Here is an 18657-nt window from a genome sequence, read left to right on the forward strand (position 1 = left end):
GAGGGCTCCTACATGAGCTACGTGATCGACCGACGTCTCAATGGCAAGAACAAGAGCACGGTAAACCGCCAGCGTTTCCTGCGGCGTTACCGTGACCACATCAAAAAGGCCGTCGAAGAGGCCGTCAGTCGCCGCTCCATCACCGACATGGAGCATGGCGAACAGATCAGCATTCCCGGACGGGACATCGATGAACCGGTACTGCACCACGGCCGGGGCGGCAAGCAAACCGTCGTGCATCCCGGCAACAAGGAATTCACCAGCGGCGAACATATCCAGCGCCCCCAGGGCGGCGCGGGCGGCAAAGGCCCGGGCAAGGCCGGCAACTCCGGCGAAGGCATGGACGAGTTCGTGTTCCAGATCACCCAGGAAGAGTTCCTGGAGTTTATGTTCGAAGACCTGGAACTGCCCAACCTGGTCAAACGCAACCTGACCGGTACCGACACCTTTAAAACCGTGCGCGCCGGGATCAGCAACGAAGGCAACCCGTCACGGATCAACATCATCCGCACCCTGCGTTCGGCCCATGCGCGGCGTATTGCATTGTCTGGCAGCAGCCGGGCAAAGCTGCGGGATGCCAAGGCTGAACTGGAGCGCTTGAAACGCGAAGAGCCGGATAACTTCGGCGATATTCAGGAAATCGAAGCAGAAATCGCCAAACTCAGCGCGCGCATTCACCGCGTGCCGTTTCTCGACACCTTCGACTTGAAGTACAACCTGCTGGTCAAGCAACCCAACCCCAGCTCCAAGGCAGTGATGTTCTGCCTGATGGACGTGTCCGGCTCCATGACCCAGGCGACCAAGGACATCGCCAAGCGCTTCTTCATCCTGTTGTACCTGTTTCTCAAGCGTAACTACGACAAGATCGATGTGGTGTTCATCCGCCATCACACCAGCGCCCGGGAAGTCGACGAAGAGGAGTTTTTCTACTCGCGGGAAACCGGCGGCACCATCGTTTCCAGCGCCTTGAAGCTGATGCAGGAAATCATGGCCGAACGTTATCCGGCCAACGAGTGGAACATCTACGCCGCCCAGGCCTCCGACGGCGACAACTGGAATGACGACTCACCCATTTGCCGCGACATCCTGATCAACCAGATCATGCCGTTCGTGCAGTACTACACCTACGTCGAAATCACCCCGCGTGAACACCAGGCGCTGTGGTTCGAATACGAGCGCATCAGCGAAGCCTTCGCTGACACCTTCGCCCAGCAACAATTGGTCTCGGCCGGCGATATCTATCCGGTCTTCCGTGAACTCTTCCAGCGCAGGTTAGTGACATGACCGCCAAAGAGCATAAGCGTCAACCCATATCCACGGGGTCCGAATGGACCTTCGAACTGATCCAGGCCTATGACCGGGAAATCAGCCGCATCGCGGCGGGTTATGCCCTGGACACCTACCCCAACCAGATCGAAGTGATCACCGCCGAACAGATGATGGACGCCTATGCGTCCGTGGGCATGCCCCTGGGCTATCACCACTGGTCCTATGGCAAACACTTCCTAAGCACCGAAAAGTCCTACACCCGCGGCCAGATGGGCCTGGCCTACGAGATCGTCATCAACTCCGACCCGTGCATTGCCTACCTGATGGAAGAAAACACCATCTGCATGCAGGCCCTGGTGGTGGCTCATGCGTGCTACGGGCATAACAGCTTTTTCAAGGGTAACTACCTGTTCCGCACCTGGACCGATGCCAGCTCGATCATCGATTACCTGGTGTTCGCCAAGCAGTACATCATGCAGTGCGAGGAGCGCCACGGCATCGACGCGGTGGAAGACCTGCTGGACTCCTGCCATGCCCTGATGAACTACGGCGTAGACCGCTACAAACGCCCGTACCCGATCTCCGCCGAAGAAGAACGGCTGCGCCAGAAGGACCGTGAAGAGCATCTGCAAAAGCAGATCAACGACCTGTGGCGCACCATTCCCAAACGCGCCGGCAAAAACAGCGACAAGGACAATGCGCGCTTCCCCGCCGAACCTCAGGAAAACATCCTGTACTTCATCGAAAAGCACGCGCCGTTGCTGGAGCCCTGGCAGCGGGAAATCGTGCGGATCGTGCGCAAGATTGCCCAGTATTTCTACCCACAACGCCAGACCCAGGTGATGAACGAGGGCTGGGCCACGTTCTGGCACTACACCCTGATGAACGACCTGTACGACGAAGGCCTGGTGACCGACGGCTTCATGATGGAATTCCTGACGTCCCACACCAGCGTCGTGTACCAACCGGGCTTCGATAGCCCGTACTACAGCGGCATCAACCCGTATGCTCTGGGTTTTGCCATGTACCGCGACATCCGGCGCATGTGCGAACACCCCACCGAAGAAGACCGCCGCTGGTTCCCGGAGATTGCCGGCAGCGATTGGCTGTCCACCATCAAGTTCGCCATGAGCAGCTTCAAGGACGAGAGCTTCATCCTGCAATACCTGTCACCCCAGGTGATTCGTGACCTCAAGCTGTTCAGCATCATGGATGACGACCTCAAGGACGACCTGCTGGTGCCGGCGATCCATGACGAACCGGGCTACCGCACCATTCGCGAGACCCTGGCAGCGCAGTACAACCTGGGCAACCGCGAACCCAACGTGCAGATCTACAGCATCGACGTACGCGGCGATCGCTCGCTGACCCTGCGCCACCAGCAACACGACCGTAAACCGCTGGGAGAGTCCACTGAGGAGGTCCTCAAGCACCTGCACCGGCTGTGGGGGTTCGATATCCACCTGGAAACCCTGCAAGGCGACCAGGTGATGAAAACCCACCATGTTCCGCCCCGCAACGAACACAGCGACAACGATTACGGCCGCCTGGACCTGGCCGTCGTGCATCTGTGAAACGGCAAAGCCTCCATTGGCGGGCCGCAGGCGTTATCCTGTGCCGCTAATGGAGGCTTTTTCATGCAAATCTACAAAGTCGGTGGTGCGGTACGTGATCGCCTGCTGGGCATCCCCGTTACCGATGTCGACCGTGTCGTAGTCGGCGCGACCACTGAAGAAATGCTCGCCCTGGGCTACAAGCCTGTGGGCTCGGACTTCCCTGTATTCCTAGACCCGAAAAACGGCGACGAGTACGCCCTCGCCCGCACAGAGCGCAAGAGCGGCCGGGGTTATGGCGGCTTTGTGTTTCACGCCAGTCCCGAAGTCACCCTGGAAGAAGACCTGATCCGCCGCGACCTGACCATCAACGCGATGGCCGAAGACGACGACGGCAACCTGACCGATCCTTATCACGGTCAGCGCGACTTGGAAGCACGCATTCTGCGCCACGTTTCCCCCGCGTTTGCCGAAGATCCGCTCCGAGTCCTGCGCGTTGCTCGCTTTGCTGCGCGATACGCCAGCCTTGGTTTTCGCGTTGCGCCAGAAACCCTCGAACTGATGCGCGAACTCAGCAATTCAGGCGAGCTGGAGGCCCTGACGCCTGAGCGCAGCTGGAAAGAAATTTCCCGCGCCCTGATGGAAAATCAGCCACAGGTTTTTATCCAGGTGCTGCGCGATTGCGGCGCGCTGAAGACCCTGATCCCGGAAATCGACGCACTGTTTGGCGTGCCGCAGCCTGCAGCCCATCACCCCGAGATCGATACCGGCATCCACACCTTGAGCGTGCTGGAACAGGCGGCCATCCACGCCCAACCGCTCACCGTGCGCTGGGCCTGCCTGCTGCACGACCTGGGTAAGGGCCTCACGCCTGTGGATAAGTTACCGCAGCACATCGCTCACGAACATCGCGGCCTGGCGCTGATCAAGGCGGTGAACGAGCGCTTCAAAGTGCCAAGGGACTGCCAGGAACTGGCGCTGCTGGTGGGCGAATATCATACCCATGGCCATCGCGCCCTGGAGCTGAAGCCCTCGACGTTGCTGGAGCTGCTGCAACGTTTTGACGTGTACCGTCGGCCGCAGCGCTTCGAAGAGTTTGTGGTGGCATGCGAGATGGATGCCCGCGGCCGCAAGGGCCTTGAGCAGAGAAGTTATCCACAGGCAAAATATCTGCGTGGCGCGGCAATGGCGGCACGGAGCGTGGCAGTCGCTCCGCTATTGGAACAAGGATTCAAAGGCCCCGAGCTGGGTGAAGCACTGAAACGCGAACGGCTCAAGGCGTTGAAAGCCTATAAGAGCGAATCCGGCGTCAACGGCTGATCCCGCCACTCAAAGGCGACCGGCGCCAGCACCTGGTCGATGTGTGCATCCTGCCAAAGCGCGGCAAATGTCTTGCCCGCTTCAGGATGCACGCGTCCCGGCGCCATCAACGACAGCGGCCACAGCACAAACGCGTTCTTCAGGATTTCGGCCCGGGGCAGAATCAGCCCATCGAAGTTACCCACCAACTCGCCATACAGCAGCACGTCGATGTCCAGCGGCAAGCCCTTGCGATCCGGGGCATAGCGGCCATTGTCGGCCTCGATGAATTTCAGTCGGCGGTCCAACTCCATCAACGGCAGGTCGGTATAGGCCGACACCACCAGATTGAAGAATGGCCCGCTCTTGATGCCCACCGGCTGGCTTTCAAACACCGGCGAACAACGCAGATCCGTCAGGAAACCCGCCAGCGCATCGAGCCCGGCGCGCAAATGGGCCTCACGCTCGATATTGCTGCCAAGACCAAGGTAAACCTGAGTTAGCGACATCCGCGCTCGATCTCCACGCCCACGCCCTTGGCAGCCGGAACGGCGCCAGGCTTGGTCAGCTTGAGGTGCAGCCAGGGAATCTGGAATTCACTCATCAACACTTCAGCCAGGCGCTCGGCGAAGGTTTCCACCAGCTGGAACTGCGCCTGCTCGGCAAAGGCCTGGATGCGCGCGGACACGCTGGCGTAATCCAGCGCCAGCGTCAGGTCATCACCGGCGGCGGCCGGGCGATTATCCCAGGCGAAGCTCAGGTCCAGACGCAGGCATTGCCGGATACCGCGCTCCCAGTCGTAGGCCCCGATCACGGTGTCGACTTCCAGGCCTTCGATAAACACTCTGTCCAAGCACTCTTCTCCGCTGCACGACAAGGGCGCGATGCCCCGTTAGAATCAGGGCGTCCTCGCCCGGAATAGTTAGCATGTTTTGGTTACTGGCGACTCTCGCCTACCTGCTCGGCTCGCTGTCCTTCGCCATTTTGCTCAGCCGCCTGACGGGAAATCCCGACCCGCGAATGAGTGGCTCAGGCAATGCCGGCGCCACCAATATGTTGCGCCTGGCCGGCAAGAAACTCGCCGTATTGACGCTGTTCGGTGACGTCTGCAAGGGCCTGTTGCCGGTGCTGATCGCCGATCTCGCCGGGCTGTCGCTGCAACAGCAAGCCTGGATCGGCGTCTGCGCGGTGCTCGGCCACCTGTTCCCGCTGTACTTCCGCTTCCGCGGCGGCAAAGGCGTTGCGACGGCGGCCGGCATGCTGCTGGGGATCTACCCACCGGCGGCGCTGCTGGCCATCCTGGCCTGGCTGCTGACGTTCTACCTGACCCGCACCAGCTCGCTGGCCGCATTGATCGCCACGCCCCTGACCCTGCCGTTGCTGGCCTGGCAGGAGCCGGCGGCGCTGGTGCCGATGAGCATGCTCACGCTGCTGATCGTCTGGCGCCATCGAGGCAATTTACGCGACCTGTTTGCCGGGCGCGAACGGCATTTTTAAATACGCCCGGTGAACCCGGTTCATGTTCGCCCGTTACAGCGGCGGCAACTGCTCCATCGGCCAGCGTGCCTGCACGCTGATTGCCAGGCTTTCATGCTGCCCGGCCTGCAAACGCTGGCAACCGGCATAAGCGATCATCGCGCCGTTATCGGTACAGAATTCGGGGCGGGCGTAAAATACGTCGCCCTTCATGTCGCCGAGCATTTTCTCCAGGGAGCTGCGCAACGCCTTGTTCGCGCTGACGCCCCCCGCGATCACCAGGCGCTTCATACCCGCCTGCTTCAGGGCCCGCTTGCACTTGATGGTCAAAGTCTCCACCACGGCCTGCTGGAACGCCAGCGAGATGTCGCAACGGGCTTGCTCACTGTCGTCTGCGGCGCTGACGCTCTGCTGCCAGGTGTTCAGGGCAGAGGTTTTCAAGCCGCTGAAGCTGAACATCAGGCCGGGGCGATCGCACATCGGACGCGGGAAGGTGTAGCGCCCTGCCACACCTTTTTCCGCCAACCGCGCGATTTCCGGACCGCCTGGATAATTGAGGCCCATCATCTTCGCGGTCTTGTCGAACGCTTCACCGGCCGCGTCGTCCAGACTTTCGCCCAGAAGCGTGTATTGACCGATTCCGTCGACCTGAACCAGCTGCGTATGGCCACCTGAAACCAACAAAGCGACGAACGGGAACTCTGGCGGGTTTTCTTCCAGCATCGGCGCCAGTAAATGGCCTTCCATGTGGTGCACACCGAGGGCCGGAATGCCCCAGGCAAATGCCAGCGCCTGGGCGCAAGAGGCCCCAACCAGCAGGGCTCCGACCAATCCCGGGCCTGCGGTATAGGCAATGGCGTCGATCTCGGTCGGCACGCAGCCGGCCTCGTCCAATACCTGGCGAATCAATGGCAGCATGCGTTTCACATGATCACGGCTGGCCAGCTCCGGCACCACGCCACCATAGGCGCGGTGCAGGTCGATCTGACTGAACAGTGCGTCGGCCAAAAGCCCGCGTTCACTGTCGTAAAGTGCGACACCGGTTTCGTCGCACGAGGTTTCTAATCCCAGAACTAGCATGGGTTTGCGCCTTGTAGAGGCTGAATTCGAAGGCGCGCATAATAGTCGCCGCTCCCCCTCCCGACTAGCGGTTTTCGATCAGAGGCTTTGCATTCCGGGCAATGAGGGGTTAACATCCGCAACCCTTAAAAACCGACGACCTCAGCCGCGAATTTTTTGCGACGAGAACGTTGATTCCCGGTAATGAAAGAAGGTAGCTCTGGATGCCAGCCGTCAAAGTAAAAGAGAACGAACCCTTCGACGTAGCTCTGCGTCGTTTCAAGCGCTCCTGCGAAAAAGCCGGTGTTCTGGCTGAAGTTCGTAGCCGCGAATTTTACGAGAAGCCAACTTCTGAGCGTAAGCGTAAAGCAGCAGCCGCTGTTAAGCGTCACGCCAAGAAAGTTCAGCGCGAGCAGCGCCGCGCCGTTCGTCTGTACTAATACACAGACGTTCGTAGCAAGCTTCTGCCAAGCCCGGCCCTCAGCCGGGCTGTTGGCATTTGCGGATATCGCTTGATGCTTCACCGTTGACGCCGCCCATGCGACTGAAACGAACTGCTTCACACGTCAGGACTGGCTCTTTTGCCAGCGGTGCACGTCTCTTCTGACGAGCCTAACAAGGCTACTGACGAGCACACTTATTTTTTAACAGGCGATCAACAGGTCGGCTGCGCCCACCGATGAGCTTCCGAGGCCCCCACATGGCCAAGACCGGACTCCCGGACAACATTTCTACGCCGGGCACTGATCGGAACTAACGTCAGTGAATGTTCGGCAGATACACTTCCTGACAGACCAAGCAGACAACAGTTGATCGAGCCGCACAATACGCGCGCCTCGAGCACTTTGCGGGGCCTCTTTTACACGCAGTGATGACGAGAACGCCATGGCCGGGCTAATTCCCCAGAGCTTTATTGACGACCTTCTGAACCGCACCGACATCGTCGATGTTGTCAGCTCGCGCCTGCAAATGAAAAAGGCCGGCAAGAACTACACCGCCTGCTGCCCGTTCCACAAGGAAAAGACCCCGTCCTTCAGCGTCAGCCCCGACAAGCAGTTCTACTACTGCTTTGGCTGCGGCGCTGGCGGCAACGCCCTCGGCTTCATCATGGACCACGACAACCTGGATTTCCCCCAGGCCGTCGAGGAACTGGCGAAAGCCGCCGGCATGGAAATCCCCCGCGAAGAAAGTGGCCGCCCGCACAAACCGCGGCAACCCACCGATTCGCCGCTGTACCCACTGCTCACTGCGGCCGCCGACTTTTACCGCCAGGCGCTGAAAAGCCACCCGCAGCGCAAAGCGGCCGTCGATTACCTCAAGGGCCGCGGCCTGACCGGTGAAATCGCCCGCGACTTCGGCCTCGGCTTCGCCCCGCCTGGCTGGGACAATCTGTACAAGCACCTGAGCAGTGACACCCTGCAGCAAAAAGCCATGATCGACGCCGGCCTGCTGGTGGAAAACGCCGAGACCGGCAAGCGTTATGACCGCTTCCGCGATCGCGTGATGTTCCCGATCCGTGACAGTCGCGGCCGCATCATCGCGTTCGGCGGCCGGGTGCTGGGGGACGACAAGCCCAAATACCTGAACTCACCGGAAACCCCGGTGTTTCATAAAGGCCAGGAACTCTACGGCCTGTTTGAAGCGCGCAAGAACAACCGCAACCTCGACGAGATCATCGTGGTTGAAGGCTACATGGACGTGATCGCCCTGGCCCAGCAAGGCTTGCGCAACGCCGTGGCCACCCTGGGCACCGCGACCAGCGAAGAACACTTGAAGCGCCTGTTTCGCGTAGTGCCCAACGTGCTGTTCTGCTTCGACGGCGACCAGGCCGGCCGCAATGCCGCCTGGCGCGCCCTTGAGTCAACACTTTCAAGCCTGCAGGACGGACGCCGCGCACGCTTCCTGTTCCTCCCCGAGGGCGAAGACCCGGACACCCTGGTCCGCTCCGAAGGGACCGACGCGTTCCGCGCGCGCATCAACCAGCACGCACAACCGCTGGCCGATTATTTCTTCCAGCAACTGACCGAAGAGTCCGACCCGCGCTCCCTCGAAGGCAAGGCCCATATGGTGACCCTCGCGGCACCACTGATCGACAAGGTTCCGGGGGCCAACCTGCGAACCCTGATGCGCCAGCGACTACTGGAAATTACCGGATTGAGTGGCGAGGCCGTCAGCCAGCTGGCGCGCAGCGCGCCGCAAGAGGCGCCGCCGGCCTACGACCCGGGCATGGATTACGACGCCATGCCGGACTATTCCGACTTCCACCAACCGCAGGAGGCCTACACGCCCCAGCAGGAGTGGACACCGAAGAAACCCGGCGCCGGCGGCAAGAAATGGGACAAGAAACCTTGGGACAAAAACGGCAAACGTGGCAGCGACCGTGACGAACCGCGCGGCCCGCGCGTCCCAGCAGCAGTAGAGCCGCCCACCATGGCAGCCCTGCGCACGCTTTTGCATCACCCGCAACTGGCACAAAAAGTCGAAGATGCGGGGCACTTTGCGGCCGAAGACCACACCAATACACAACTGTTGGTGGCCCTGCTCGAAGCCGTACAGAAGAATCCTAAGCTAAACTCATTCCAGCTGATTGCACGCTGGCACGGCACCGAACAGGGCCGTTTGCTAAAGGCATTGGCAGAAAAGGAATGGCTGATTGATGGCGATAACCTTGAACAACAGTTTTTCGACACCATTACTAGCTTGGTAGCTCGTCAACGCGAGCGAAACCTGGAACAACTTCTTCGAAAAGCGCGTCAGAGTGAATTGACCGCAGAAGAGAAAAATCAACTGCGCGACCTTTTAAGTCGCAATGTTTCCGCATCAAACCCGACCTCAGCTGGCGTGTGAGGTCATAGCTCGGGTATAATCCTCGGCTTGTTTTTTGCCCGCCAAGACCTTCAGTGGATAGGGTGTTATGTCCGGAAAAGCGCAACAGCAGTCTCGTATCAAAGAGTTGATCACCCTTGGTCGTGAGCAGAAGTATCTGACTTACGCAGAGGTCAACGACCACCTGCCTGAGGATATTTCAGATCCAGAGCAGGTGGAAGACATCATCCGCATGATTAATGACATGGGGATCCCCGTACACGAGAGTGCTCCGGATGCGGACGCCCTTATGTTGGCCGACGCCGATACCGACGAGGCAGCCGCTGAAGAAGCAGCCGCCGCGTTGGCAGCGGTCGAGACCGACATCGGTCGCACGACTGACCCTGTGCGCATGTATATGCGCGAAATGGGTACGGTAGAGCTGCTGACACGTGAAGGCGAAATCGAAATCGCCAAGCGTATCGAAGAGGGCATCCGTGAAGTGATGGGCGCAATCGCGCACTTCCCAGGCACGGTTGACCACATTCTCTCCGAGTACACTCGCGTCACCACCGAAGGTGGCCGCCTGTCCGACGTCCTGAGCGGTTATATCGACCCGGATGACGGCATTGCGCCACCTGCGGCTGAAGTTCCTCCACCGATCGATGCCAAGGCTGCCAAAGCAGACGACGACACCGACGATGAAGAAGCTGAAGCCAGCACCGATGACGACGAAGAAGTCGAAAGCGGTCCGGATCCGATCATTGCAGCCCAGCGCTTTGGCGCGGTCTCCGATCAGATGGAACTGGCTCGCAAGGCCCTGAAGAAGCACGGTCGTGGCAGCAAGCAGGCAACTGCTGAATTGCTGGCCCTGGCTGAACTCTTCATGCCGATCAAACTGGTACCGAAGCAATTCGAAGGCCTGGTTGAGCGGGTTCGTAGCGCCCTTGAGCGTCTGCGTGCACAAGAGCGTGCGATCATGCAGCTCTGTGTTCGTGATGCGCGCATGCCGCGTGCCGACTTCCTGCGCCAGTTCCCGGGCAACGAAGTCGACGAAAGCTGGACCGACGCACTGGCCAAAGGCAAAAGCAAATACGCTGAAGCCATTGGTCGCTTCCAGGCCGACATCGTTCGTTGCCAGCAGAAGCTGACTGCATTGCAGACCGAAACCGGTCTGACGATTGCCGAGATCAAGGACATCAACCGTCGCATGTCGATCGGTGAGGCCAAGGCCCGCCGCGCGAAGAAAGAGATGGTTGAAGCGAACTTGCGTCTGGTGATCTCCATCGCCAAGAAGTACACCAACCGTGGCCTGCAATTCCTCGATCTGATCCAGGAAGGCAACATCGGCTTGATGAAGGCTGTGGACAAGTTCGAATACCGTCGCGGCTACAAGTTCTCGACTTATGCCACCTGGTGGATCCGTCAGGCGATCACTCGCTCGATCGCCGACCAGGCCCGCACCATCCGTATTCCGGTGCACATGATCGAGACGATCAACAAGCTCAACCGTATTTCCCGGCAGATGTTGCAGGAAATGGGTCGCGAACCGACCCCGGAAGAGCTGGGCGAACGCATGGAAATGCCTGAGGATAAAATCCGCAAGGTATTGAAGATCGCTAAAGAGCCGATCTCCATGGAAACCCCGATCGGTGATGACGAAGACTCCCACCTGGGTGACTTCATCGAAGACTCGACCATGCAGTCGCCAATCGATGTAGCCACCGTTGAGAGCCTGAAAGAAGCGACTCGCGACGTACTGTCCGGCCTCACTGCCCGTGAAGCCAAGGTACTGCGCATGCGCTTCGGCATCGACATGAATACCGACCACACCCTTGAGGAGGTTGGTAAGCAGTTCGACGTTACCCGTGAGCGGATTCGTCAGATCGAAGCCAAGGCGCTGCGCAAGCTGCGCCACCCGACGAGAAGCGAGCATTTGCGCTCCTTCCTCGACGAGTGATCACAAAAACCCCGGCCCAGGCCGGGGTTTTTGCTTCTACAGATTAAATCCTCGCGGCCTCCCCTCCCCCGCAATGCCCGTCTACACTCGAAACATTCCCCGTGCCATAACGAGACCGTTATGCCCAGATTGCCGACCGTGTTACTGCTGTCGCTGCTGACCTGGACCGCAACGGCTGGCGCGTTGACTCTCACCGATGAAGAGCGTGGCTGGCTGGCGGACCATCAAGAGTTGCGCCTGGGCGTCGATGCCTCCTGGCCCCCCTTTGAATACCGTGATGAAGACGGTCGCTACCAGGGCCTGGCCGCCGATTACGTGCGGCTGATGCAGGATCGCCTTGGCATCAGGATCAAACTGATCGAGCCGGTCAACTGGAGCGCCGTGCTGGAACAGGCCCGTAACAACCAGATCGACCTGTTGCCGGGCATCATGTCCACACCGGAACGCCAGAGTTTCCTGTCGTTTACCCGGCCTTATCTCGACTTCCCCATCGTCATCCTCGCCCATGAAGGGGGCCCACAACCGCGCAGCCTCAAGGACTTGTATGGGTTGAAAGTCGCCGTGGTGGAAAACTACGCGCCCCACGAACTGCTGCGCACTCACCACCCAGACCTCAATCTGGTGGCCATGCCCAATGTCAGCGCAACGTTGCAGGCCCTGGCCACCGATAAAGTCGATGCCGTAGTCGGCGATCTGGCCTCCAGCGTGTGGAGCCTGCGCCAACTCAAGCTGGAAGGCCTGTACATCAGCGGCGAAACACCCTACCGCTATCAGTTGGCGATGGGCGTCCCCAAGGACGACAAGATGCTGGTGGGCATCCTCGACAAGGTCCTGGCCGACATCAGCCCGGCCGAGACCGAAGCCATCCAGCAACGCTGGGTCGGCAATGTCATCGACCACCGCACCCTTTGGACGGACGTGCTGCTCTACGGGCTGCCAGCCGTACTGCTCCTGAGCATCGTGCTGGCCGTGGTTATCCGGATCAATCGTCGGCTCAGTTCGGAGATTTCCCGCCGGGTCGCCCTCGAACAGGAACTGCGCAGCAGCGAATACCACTATCGCGGCCTGGTGGAGAGCCTTTCCGCGATTGCCTGGGAAGCGAGCATCAGCGATTTCACCTACAGCTACGTGTCGCCCCATGCCGAGGAACTGCTCGGCTACCCCCGCGCTCACTGGCTGATCCCGGGCTTCTGGCGGAACATCATCCACCCGGCCGACCTGACCCGAACAGAGGCCTATTGCTACGCCGAAACCCGGGCCAACCGCGACCACAGTGTCGACTACCGGGTAATCACCGCCGATGGCCGCTGTCTGTGGGTGCGGGACATCGTCAGCCTGATCGAACACGGCCACGAACCGGTGCTGCGCGGCCTGATGATCGACATCAGCGAAGCCAAGCGCACCGAGGAAGCGCTGCAGCTTTCGGAGCAGAAGTTTGCTTCCGTGTTCCAGCAATGCCCGGACATCCTGGTGATCGCCCGCCTGTCCGACGGCTGCCTGATGGAGGTCAATAAGGCGTTCGAAGACCAGATCGGCCTGAGCGCTGAAGAAGTCGTAGGAAAAACCGCCACCGAATTGAATATCTGGGGCATCCAGGGCGTAGGCCCCGGCCTGCTGCAGCGGGTACAAACCACCAGCATCCGCAACCTGGAAATGCCCTTCCTGCGCAGCAACGGCCAGGCCTTCACCGGGCTGATCTCCGCGGAACCCTTTCAGCTCGATACCACCGAAGCCCTGGTGGTGGTGGTGCGCGACATCACCCAACTGAAAGAAACCCAGCAACGCCTGCAAACCTCCGAAGAGAAATTCGCCAAGGCTTTCCACGCCTCCCCTGACGGCCTGCTACTGAGCCGTCAGAGCGACGGTTTGCTGATTGAAGTCAACGAAGGATTCAGCCGCATCACCGGCTTCAACAGCGTAATGTCACTGGACCAGTCAACCCTGGACCTCGGCATCTGGGTCGACCTGAACGAACGCAAGCGCATGCTGGAGATGCTGCACCGGGATGGATTTGTGCGCGACTTTGTCTGCCATATCCGCCGCAACGACGGCGAGATTCGCCTCTGCGAGGTCTCCAGCCGACCGCTGCCCATCGGCGACGAAGACTGCATGCTGACCATCGCCCGGGACATCACCGAGCGCCAACTGATGCAGGAAAAACTGCAACAGGCGGCCACCGTGTTCGAGAGCACGGCCGAAGGCGTACTGATCACCGACACCCGGCAAAACATCAGCGCTGTGAACCGCGCCTTCAGCGAGATCACCGGCTACAGCGAGGCCGAAGCCCTTGGCCAAACCCCGCGCCTGCTCGCTTCCGGCCTGCACGACAGCGCCTTCTACGCGGCCATGTGGCACCAACTGACGGCCAACGGCCACTGGCAAGGCGAGATCTCCAACCGGCGCAAGAACGGCGAGCTGTACCCCAGCTGGCTGACCATCAGCGCGGTGCGCAACCGCGAGGAGTCGATCACTCACTTCGTCGCCGTGTTTGCCGACATCTCCAGCCTCAAGCACGCCCAGGCGCGCCTCGATTACCAGGCCCACCACGACCCATTGACCGGCCTGCCCAACCGCACCCTGTTCGAAAGCCGCCTGCAAGCCGCGCTCAACAACCAACAGGAAACCGGCAACCAGGGCGCCGTGCTGTTCCTCGACCTCGACCGCTTCAAACACATCAACGACAGCCTCGGCCACCCGATTGGCGACCTGCTGCTCAAGGACATCGCCGTGCGCCTCAAGGACCAACTGCGGGACGTCGACACCGTCGCCCGCCTGGGTGGCGACGAATTCATCATCCTGCTGCCCGGCCTGCAACAAGCCAGCGACGCCGAACACCTGGCCAATAAACTGCTGGCCTGCTTCACCCCACCGTTCCAGGCGGGCGAGCATGAGTTCTTTATCAGCGCCAGCATCGGCACCAGCCTGTATCCACGGGACGGCATCGACGTCGCCACCCTGGTGAAAAACGCCGACGCCGCCATGTACCGCTCCAAGGCCAAAGGCCGCAACCGCGTCGAAAGCTACACCCAGGACCTCACCGCCCAGGCCAACGAACGCGTGGCGCTGGAACACGAACTGCGCCGGGCGATCGAACGCGACGAATTTTCGCTCTATTACCAGCCGAAGCTGAGCCTCGACACCCAACAACTGATCGGCGCCGAAGCCCTGATTCGCTGGCGGCACCCCACCTTCGGCGAAGTGCCGCCCGAGCACTTCATTGCCCTGGCCGAAGAGAACGGCATGATCCTGCAGATTGGCGACTGGGTACTGGAACAGGCCTGCCGGCAGATGCACCACTGGAGAAAAGCCTTTGATGACTTCGGCCCGCTGTCCGTCAACCTCGCCGGTGCACAACTGCGCCATCCCAACCTGCTGGCGCGCATCGAGCAACTGCTGCGGGACAACCGCCTGGAGCCCGGCTGCCTGCAACTGGAGATCACCGAAAACTTCATCATGAGCCAGGCCGAAGAAGCGCTGGAGGTGCTGCATCAGCTCAAGCGACTGGGCGTGCAACTGGCCATTGATGACTTCGGCACCGGCTACTCATCCCTCAGCTACCTGAAACGCCTGCCGCTGGACTTCCTGAAGATCGACCAATCCTTCGTGCGCGGCCTGCCCGATGACCCACACGACGCCGCGATCGTGCGCGCCATCATCGCCCTTGGGCACAGCATGCAATTCACCATCATTGCCGAGGGCGTAGAAACACCGGCCCAGCAAGCGTTCCTGGCGGCGGAAGGTTGTGAACAGATGCAGGGCTACATCGTCAGCCTCCCGCTGCCGCCGGACCTTTTCGCCGCTACGTTCCTTCGTATGAGTGTTTCGGACTTTTCGGATGGCACAGCGAAGAAACCATCGCTATAATCCGCGGCCTACTGAGGGCCTATAGCTCAGTTGGTTAGAGCAGGGGACTCATAATCCCTTGGTCGTAGGTTCGAGTCCTACTGGGCCCACCATCTTGAAAGCCGCGCATTGCGCGGCTTTGTCGTTTCTGGCGTGCAGCAATGAAACATTAGTTAGTTGTCCCGAACGGCGACGGCGAAGACCATGATTCCCAATCAACGCCACTCCAGCACGAGGGAAACTTGTTCCATGCCTGCGAAGAAACGTTCGCCGCAAAACGCTATCCACCGCCTGGGCATGTGTGCCGCAGCCGCCGTCGCAATCACCCTCGCCACCATGAGCGGCGCACAAGCCGCCCCCGCTGCCACTGACACCATCAAGGCTTTCAAGCTGTGCACCGGCGCCGACAACAACTCCCACGTACTGGAAGGCACCATCGACCAGAGCATGCGCAACGACGTGACTGCCATTCACTTCAAGCAAACCCCGGCGCACGCCTCGTATGGCTGGCATAACGACCCAGAGCCTCAGTACGTGATGACGCTGTCCGGCACCCTTGCATTCGTGACGCGCGGCGGTGAGAAGTTCACGTTGCATCCGGGTGAAGTACTGGTCGCCGAAGACAATACCGGCACCGGGCACCGCTGGAATCTGGTGGACGATCAACCTTGGCGGCGTGGGTATGTGGTGCTGAAGCCGGGCGCGCCGGATTCGTTTATCCCGAATGATCCGGCCGCTTCGAAGGTGTGCAAGGGGGCATAGTCTCGCTGATCACACCGTCTCGGATAAAATAAAGGCTTACGCTTTGTGGCGTAAGCCTTTTTTGTACTGTGTACTCTCTCAGCCCGTTATCAAACGGAAAGTTCGCGCAAAGCCGCCGTCGCCAGGAACCCAGAGCGCGAGGCATAGCGATGGTCTTTTTGCACTCGCTCATCGATACGATTCAAAAGTTGCTCCGGCAATGAGGCGTTGAACCTCACTGACTTGCCCAGGTAAGGAGTGAGATCAAAATCGATGACCGCCCACACTCCACCAGCAAAGTCGCGATTCTCTAAATGGAAGTCGACCTCTCTTGCCTGTGGGAGCCGCTCGTCATCGGCAACCAATCCCTCCAGATGCAGTGCCAAGGCTTCGCGCACGTTATCCAGAGCTTCCGAAAACGTAGTGCCGGCCGAAAAGCAACCTGGCACGTCCGGGACTGTCACGCTGTAATCTGAGTCAGCGTCTTTGTGTATCACCACTGGAAATTTCATTTTTCCTCCTTTGAATGAGCCGCAGCGGGATCATTCACCACATAACCTACGGTCATCACTTCAGGCCTGCTGATTTCAAAATGCTGTGCAAGGTACCCTTGGCTATCTCTGATTTAGGATGAGGAACCGTCACCCTGCCTGGCTTGGTTGAGTGCTTGAATTGATGGTGACTGCCTTTCACCGCCACCTCAAACCATCCATCCGCCATCAGCAAGTCAATTACCTCTCTGCTTCTCATCGCGCCTGCTCCACAGTGTGTATCTTACACACCGAAAGTATCCTGATGCACTTTTTATACACACAAGACACACCAATGAAAAAGCCCGCTCATTTCTGAGCGGGCTCATGCGAAAAAATATGATGACTACGTCTATCGCCGCTTCGCCAGCGAACTAATGTCAGTTTTTGTGCCCTGGTTGATTCTCAGCTTACCAACGCATCAACAATGACTTGCGCCGCACCTAGCAACGGCGCATCCCCTCTAAACGCCCCAATCACCTGCAACCCCACCGGCAACTCCCCGTCACCACGCGCCACCGGCACATTCACCTGCGGCAACCCAAACGCGCCCCAGAACTTGATGAAGTCCGACGGCCCCGTGGTCTCCAACCCCACCGGCGCCAACATCCCGCAGGAAACACTCAGCATCGCATCAAACGGCTGGCAGATTTGCGCCAACTGCGGGGCCAGTTGTGCCAGGCGCGCCTTGGCAGCCGACTCCTGTTCCCAGCTGGTAGCCTTGGCACGCTCGATCATGGCCATCGTCGAATTACTGAGTAATTCGGGATGAGACTGAAACTCCTTGGCCAATGAGCGGGCACCTTCGCAATCGTTGATCAGCTGGTGATCGTCGAATACTCCGTCGAACGCCTCGGGCAACACGACTTCACTGACAAGAGGCCCCAACTTGGCTACCGCTTGCTCAATCGCCTGGGCTACTAACGGCTGCACGTCAGACCAGCGAGAGGTACGGCAGAAACCAAGCCGCAAGGGCCGACGCCCCGCCTCAACAGCCGGAAACCCCGGGATCAACACCCGCGCCACTCGCTCAAGATCACGCACCGAGCGCCCATACCAACCCACCGTATCGAAGCTCGGCGCCAGGGGTTTCACGCCTTCCAGCGAGACCAGTCCAAACGACGGTTTGAAGGCAAACAACCCGCAATAAGCCGCAGGCTTGAGCAACGACCCCGCCGTCTGGGTACCCAACGCCAACGGGAAAAACCCGGCCGCCATCCCCGCCGCAGAACCCGCACTGGAGCTACCCGGCGTGCGGGACAGATCGAGCGGATTACGCGTCGGCCCCGTGTGCATGTAGGCAAATTCAGTGGTGTGGGTCTTGCCCATGATGATCGCGCCCGCCTGGCGCAACAGTGTCACCACATGAGCATCCCGCGATGGACGATTGCCTTGGTAAATCGGCGAATAGAACTCCGTTGGATGGTCGGCGGTATCGAAGATGTCCTTGATCCCCACAGGCACTCCCGCCAGCGGACCGGCACAGCCGTCAAGCTGCCTTGCCTGCTCGCGTACCTCTTCAGGATCGAAGGATACAAAAGCCTGGATCTGCGGCTCGTCGATACCGATCCGCTCAAGAAAGTGTTCAGCAACCAGAGCCGGCTTACTAGCACCAGAACCCACCGCGTCGGCCATGTCCGTCGCATCAAGGTGATTCATCGACGCGCCCTCACTTGGCAAACAACTGCCCAATATCCTTGAACGCCTTGAACTCCAACGCGTTGCCGCACGGGTCAAACAGAAACAACGTCGCCTGCTCCCCCACCTGGCCTTTGAAACGAATATGGGGCTCCAGCACGAACCGGGTATTGCGCGCCTGCAAACGCTCCGCCAGCGCATGCCAATCATCCCAACTCAGCACCACACCAAAATGCGGCACCGGCACATCATGGCCGTCCACTGCATTGGTGTGCGCCGCTTCCTGAGAAGCGGTTTTCGGATGCTCATGAATCACCAATTGATGCCCGAAGAAGTCGAAGTCGACCCAGTGATCACTGGCACGCCCCTCCTCCAACCCAAACACCTCGCCATAAAACTGCCGCGCAGCCGCCAAGTCGAATACCGGAATTGCCAGGTGAAAAGGAGCCAATGCCATCAGGTCTAACCTCTATGGGTATTAAGT

At 59.8% G+C, this 18657-nt stretch carries 16 protein-coding genes and 1 tRNA gene; 10 read left to right on the plus strand and 7 right to left on the minus strand.

Translation table 11 applies throughout. From position 1 onward, the window contains the following. The first annotated feature begins 12 nt into the window (after positions 1–12). The 3 genes from LIY45_RS03125 (at position 13) to LIY45_RS03135 (ending at position 4142) form a co-directional block, all read left to right on the plus strand. Positions 13–1284, plus strand: coding sequence for a YeaH/YhbH family protein (locus tag LIY45_RS03125; protein ID WP_003211000.1), 1272 nt, complete (start codon positions 13–15; stop codon positions 1282–1284). Then, a complete protein-coding gene (locus LIY45_RS03130) occupies positions 1281–2843 on the plus strand; it encodes a SpoVR family protein (RefSeq protein ID WP_017476358.1) in 1563 nt (520 codons plus the stop codon). Before LIY45_RS03125 ends, LIY45_RS03130 begins: the two co-directional genes overlap by 4 nt. A 63-nt stretch (positions 2844–2906) precedes the next feature. Next, positions 2907–4142 carry a multifunctional CCA addition/repair protein gene (locus LIY45_RS03135; RefSeq protein ID WP_226475299.1) on the plus strand — a complete coding sequence of 412 codons (1236 nt, stop codon included), beginning with the start codon at positions 2907–2909 and terminating at the stop codon, positions 4140–4142. Here the strand turns inward: LIY45_RS03135 and folK are convergent. Together folK and folB are read right to left on the minus strand one after the other, a co-directional pair. After that, a complete protein-coding gene (gene folK / locus LIY45_RS03140; RefSeq protein WP_226475300.1) occupies positions 4112–4630 on the minus strand; it encodes a 2-amino-4-hydroxy-6-hydroxymethyldihydropteridine diphosphokinase in 519 nt (172 codons plus the stop codon). The two genes, LIY45_RS03135 and folK, sit on opposite strands and share 31 nt — an antisense overlap. Then, positions 4621–4974 (minus strand): dihydroneopterin aldolase, encoded by a 354-nt coding sequence (folB, locus tag LIY45_RS03145; protein ID WP_003211007.1) that lies wholly within the window; start codon positions 4972–4974, stop codon positions 4621–4623. Before folB ends, folK begins: the two co-directional genes overlap by 10 nt. A 74-nt stretch (positions 4975–5048) precedes the next feature. Between folB and plsY the strand changes: the two genes are divergently transcribed. After that, complete coding sequence (gene plsY / locus LIY45_RS03150) at positions 5049–5618, plus strand: glycerol-3-phosphate 1-O-acyltransferase PlsY (protein ID WP_017476362.1); 570 nt, start codon at positions 5049–5051, stop codon at positions 5616–5618. A 33-nt stretch (positions 5619–5651) separates the two neighbouring features. Here plsY and tsaD read toward each other — a convergent pair whose 3' ends face one another. Further along, positions 5652–6677 (minus strand): tRNA (adenosine(37)-N6)-threonylcarbamoyltransferase complex transferase subunit TsaD, encoded by a 1026-nt coding sequence (gene tsaD / locus LIY45_RS03155; protein WP_017476363.1) that lies wholly within the window; start codon positions 6675–6677, stop codon positions 5652–5654. 203 nt (positions 6678–6880) lie between these two features. Between tsaD and rpsU the strand changes: the two genes are divergently transcribed. The 6 genes from rpsU to LIY45_RS03185 all read left to right on the plus strand — a co-directional run bounded on the left by rpsU (position 6881) and on the right by LIY45_RS03185 (position 16026). Then, positions 6881–7096: a 30S ribosomal protein S21 gene (rpsU, locus tag LIY45_RS03160; RefSeq protein ID WP_002551877.1), complete on the plus strand. Its 216-nt coding sequence runs from the start codon at positions 6881–6883 to the stop codon at positions 7094–7096. Between the two features lie 445 nt (positions 7097–7541). Then, positions 7542–9503, plus strand: coding sequence for a DNA primase (dnaG, locus tag LIY45_RS03165; protein WP_226475301.1), 1962 nt, complete (start codon positions 7542–7544; stop codon positions 9501–9503). Between the two features lie 67 nt (positions 9504–9570). Continuing rightward, positions 9571–11421, plus strand: coding sequence for an RNA polymerase sigma factor RpoD (rpoD, locus tag LIY45_RS03170; RefSeq protein WP_017476366.1), 1851 nt, complete (start codon positions 9571–9573; stop codon positions 11419–11421). Positions 11422–11541: 120 nt separating this feature from the next. After that, positions 11542–15285 carry a bifunctional diguanylate cyclase/phosphodiesterase gene (locus LIY45_RS03175; RefSeq protein ID WP_226475303.1) on the plus strand — a complete coding sequence of 1248 codons (3744 nt, stop codon included), beginning with the start codon at positions 11542–11544 and terminating at the stop codon, positions 15283–15285. A gap of 15 nt (positions 15286–15300) precedes the next feature. Beyond that, a tRNA-Ile gene (locus tag LIY45_RS03180) sits at positions 15301–15377 on the plus strand. Positions 15378–15513: 136 nt separating this feature from the next. Then, complete coding sequence (locus LIY45_RS03185) at positions 15514–16026, plus strand: cupin domain-containing protein (protein ID WP_226475304.1); 513 nt, start codon at positions 15514–15516, stop codon at positions 16024–16026. A gap of 89 nt (positions 16027–16115) precedes the next feature. Here LIY45_RS03185 and LIY45_RS03190 read toward each other — a convergent pair whose 3' ends face one another. The 4 genes from LIY45_RS03190 to LIY45_RS03205 form a co-directional block, all read right to left on the minus strand. Then, positions 16116–16517: a type II toxin-antitoxin system HicB family antitoxin gene (locus LIY45_RS03190; RefSeq protein WP_226475305.1), complete on the minus strand. Its 402-nt coding sequence runs from the start codon at positions 16515–16517 to the stop codon at positions 16116–16118. Between the two features lie 55 nt (positions 16518–16572). Further along, a complete protein-coding gene (locus LIY45_RS03195) occupies positions 16573–16755 on the minus strand; it encodes a type II toxin-antitoxin system HicA family toxin (protein ID WP_226475306.1) in 183 nt (60 codons plus the stop codon). 185 nt (positions 16756–16940) lie between these two features. Beyond that, positions 16941–18194, minus strand: a complete 1254-nt coding sequence (locus LIY45_RS03200) for an amidase (RefSeq protein ID WP_226475308.1) — start codon at positions 18192–18194, stop codon at positions 16941–16943. Between the two features lie 10 nt (positions 18195–18204). Continuing rightward, positions 18205–18630 carry a VOC family protein gene (locus tag LIY45_RS03205; protein WP_010167388.1) on the minus strand — a complete coding sequence of 142 codons (426 nt, stop codon included), beginning with the start codon at positions 18628–18630 and terminating at the stop codon, positions 18205–18207. Between the last annotated feature and the right edge of the window lie 27 nt (positions 18631–18657).

Source organism: Pseudomonas sp. MWU16-30323, assembly GCF_020515595.1.
Taxonomy (GTDB): Bacteria; Pseudomonadota; Gammaproteobacteria; order Pseudomonadales; family Pseudomonadaceae; genus Aquipseudomonas; species Aquipseudomonas yamanorum.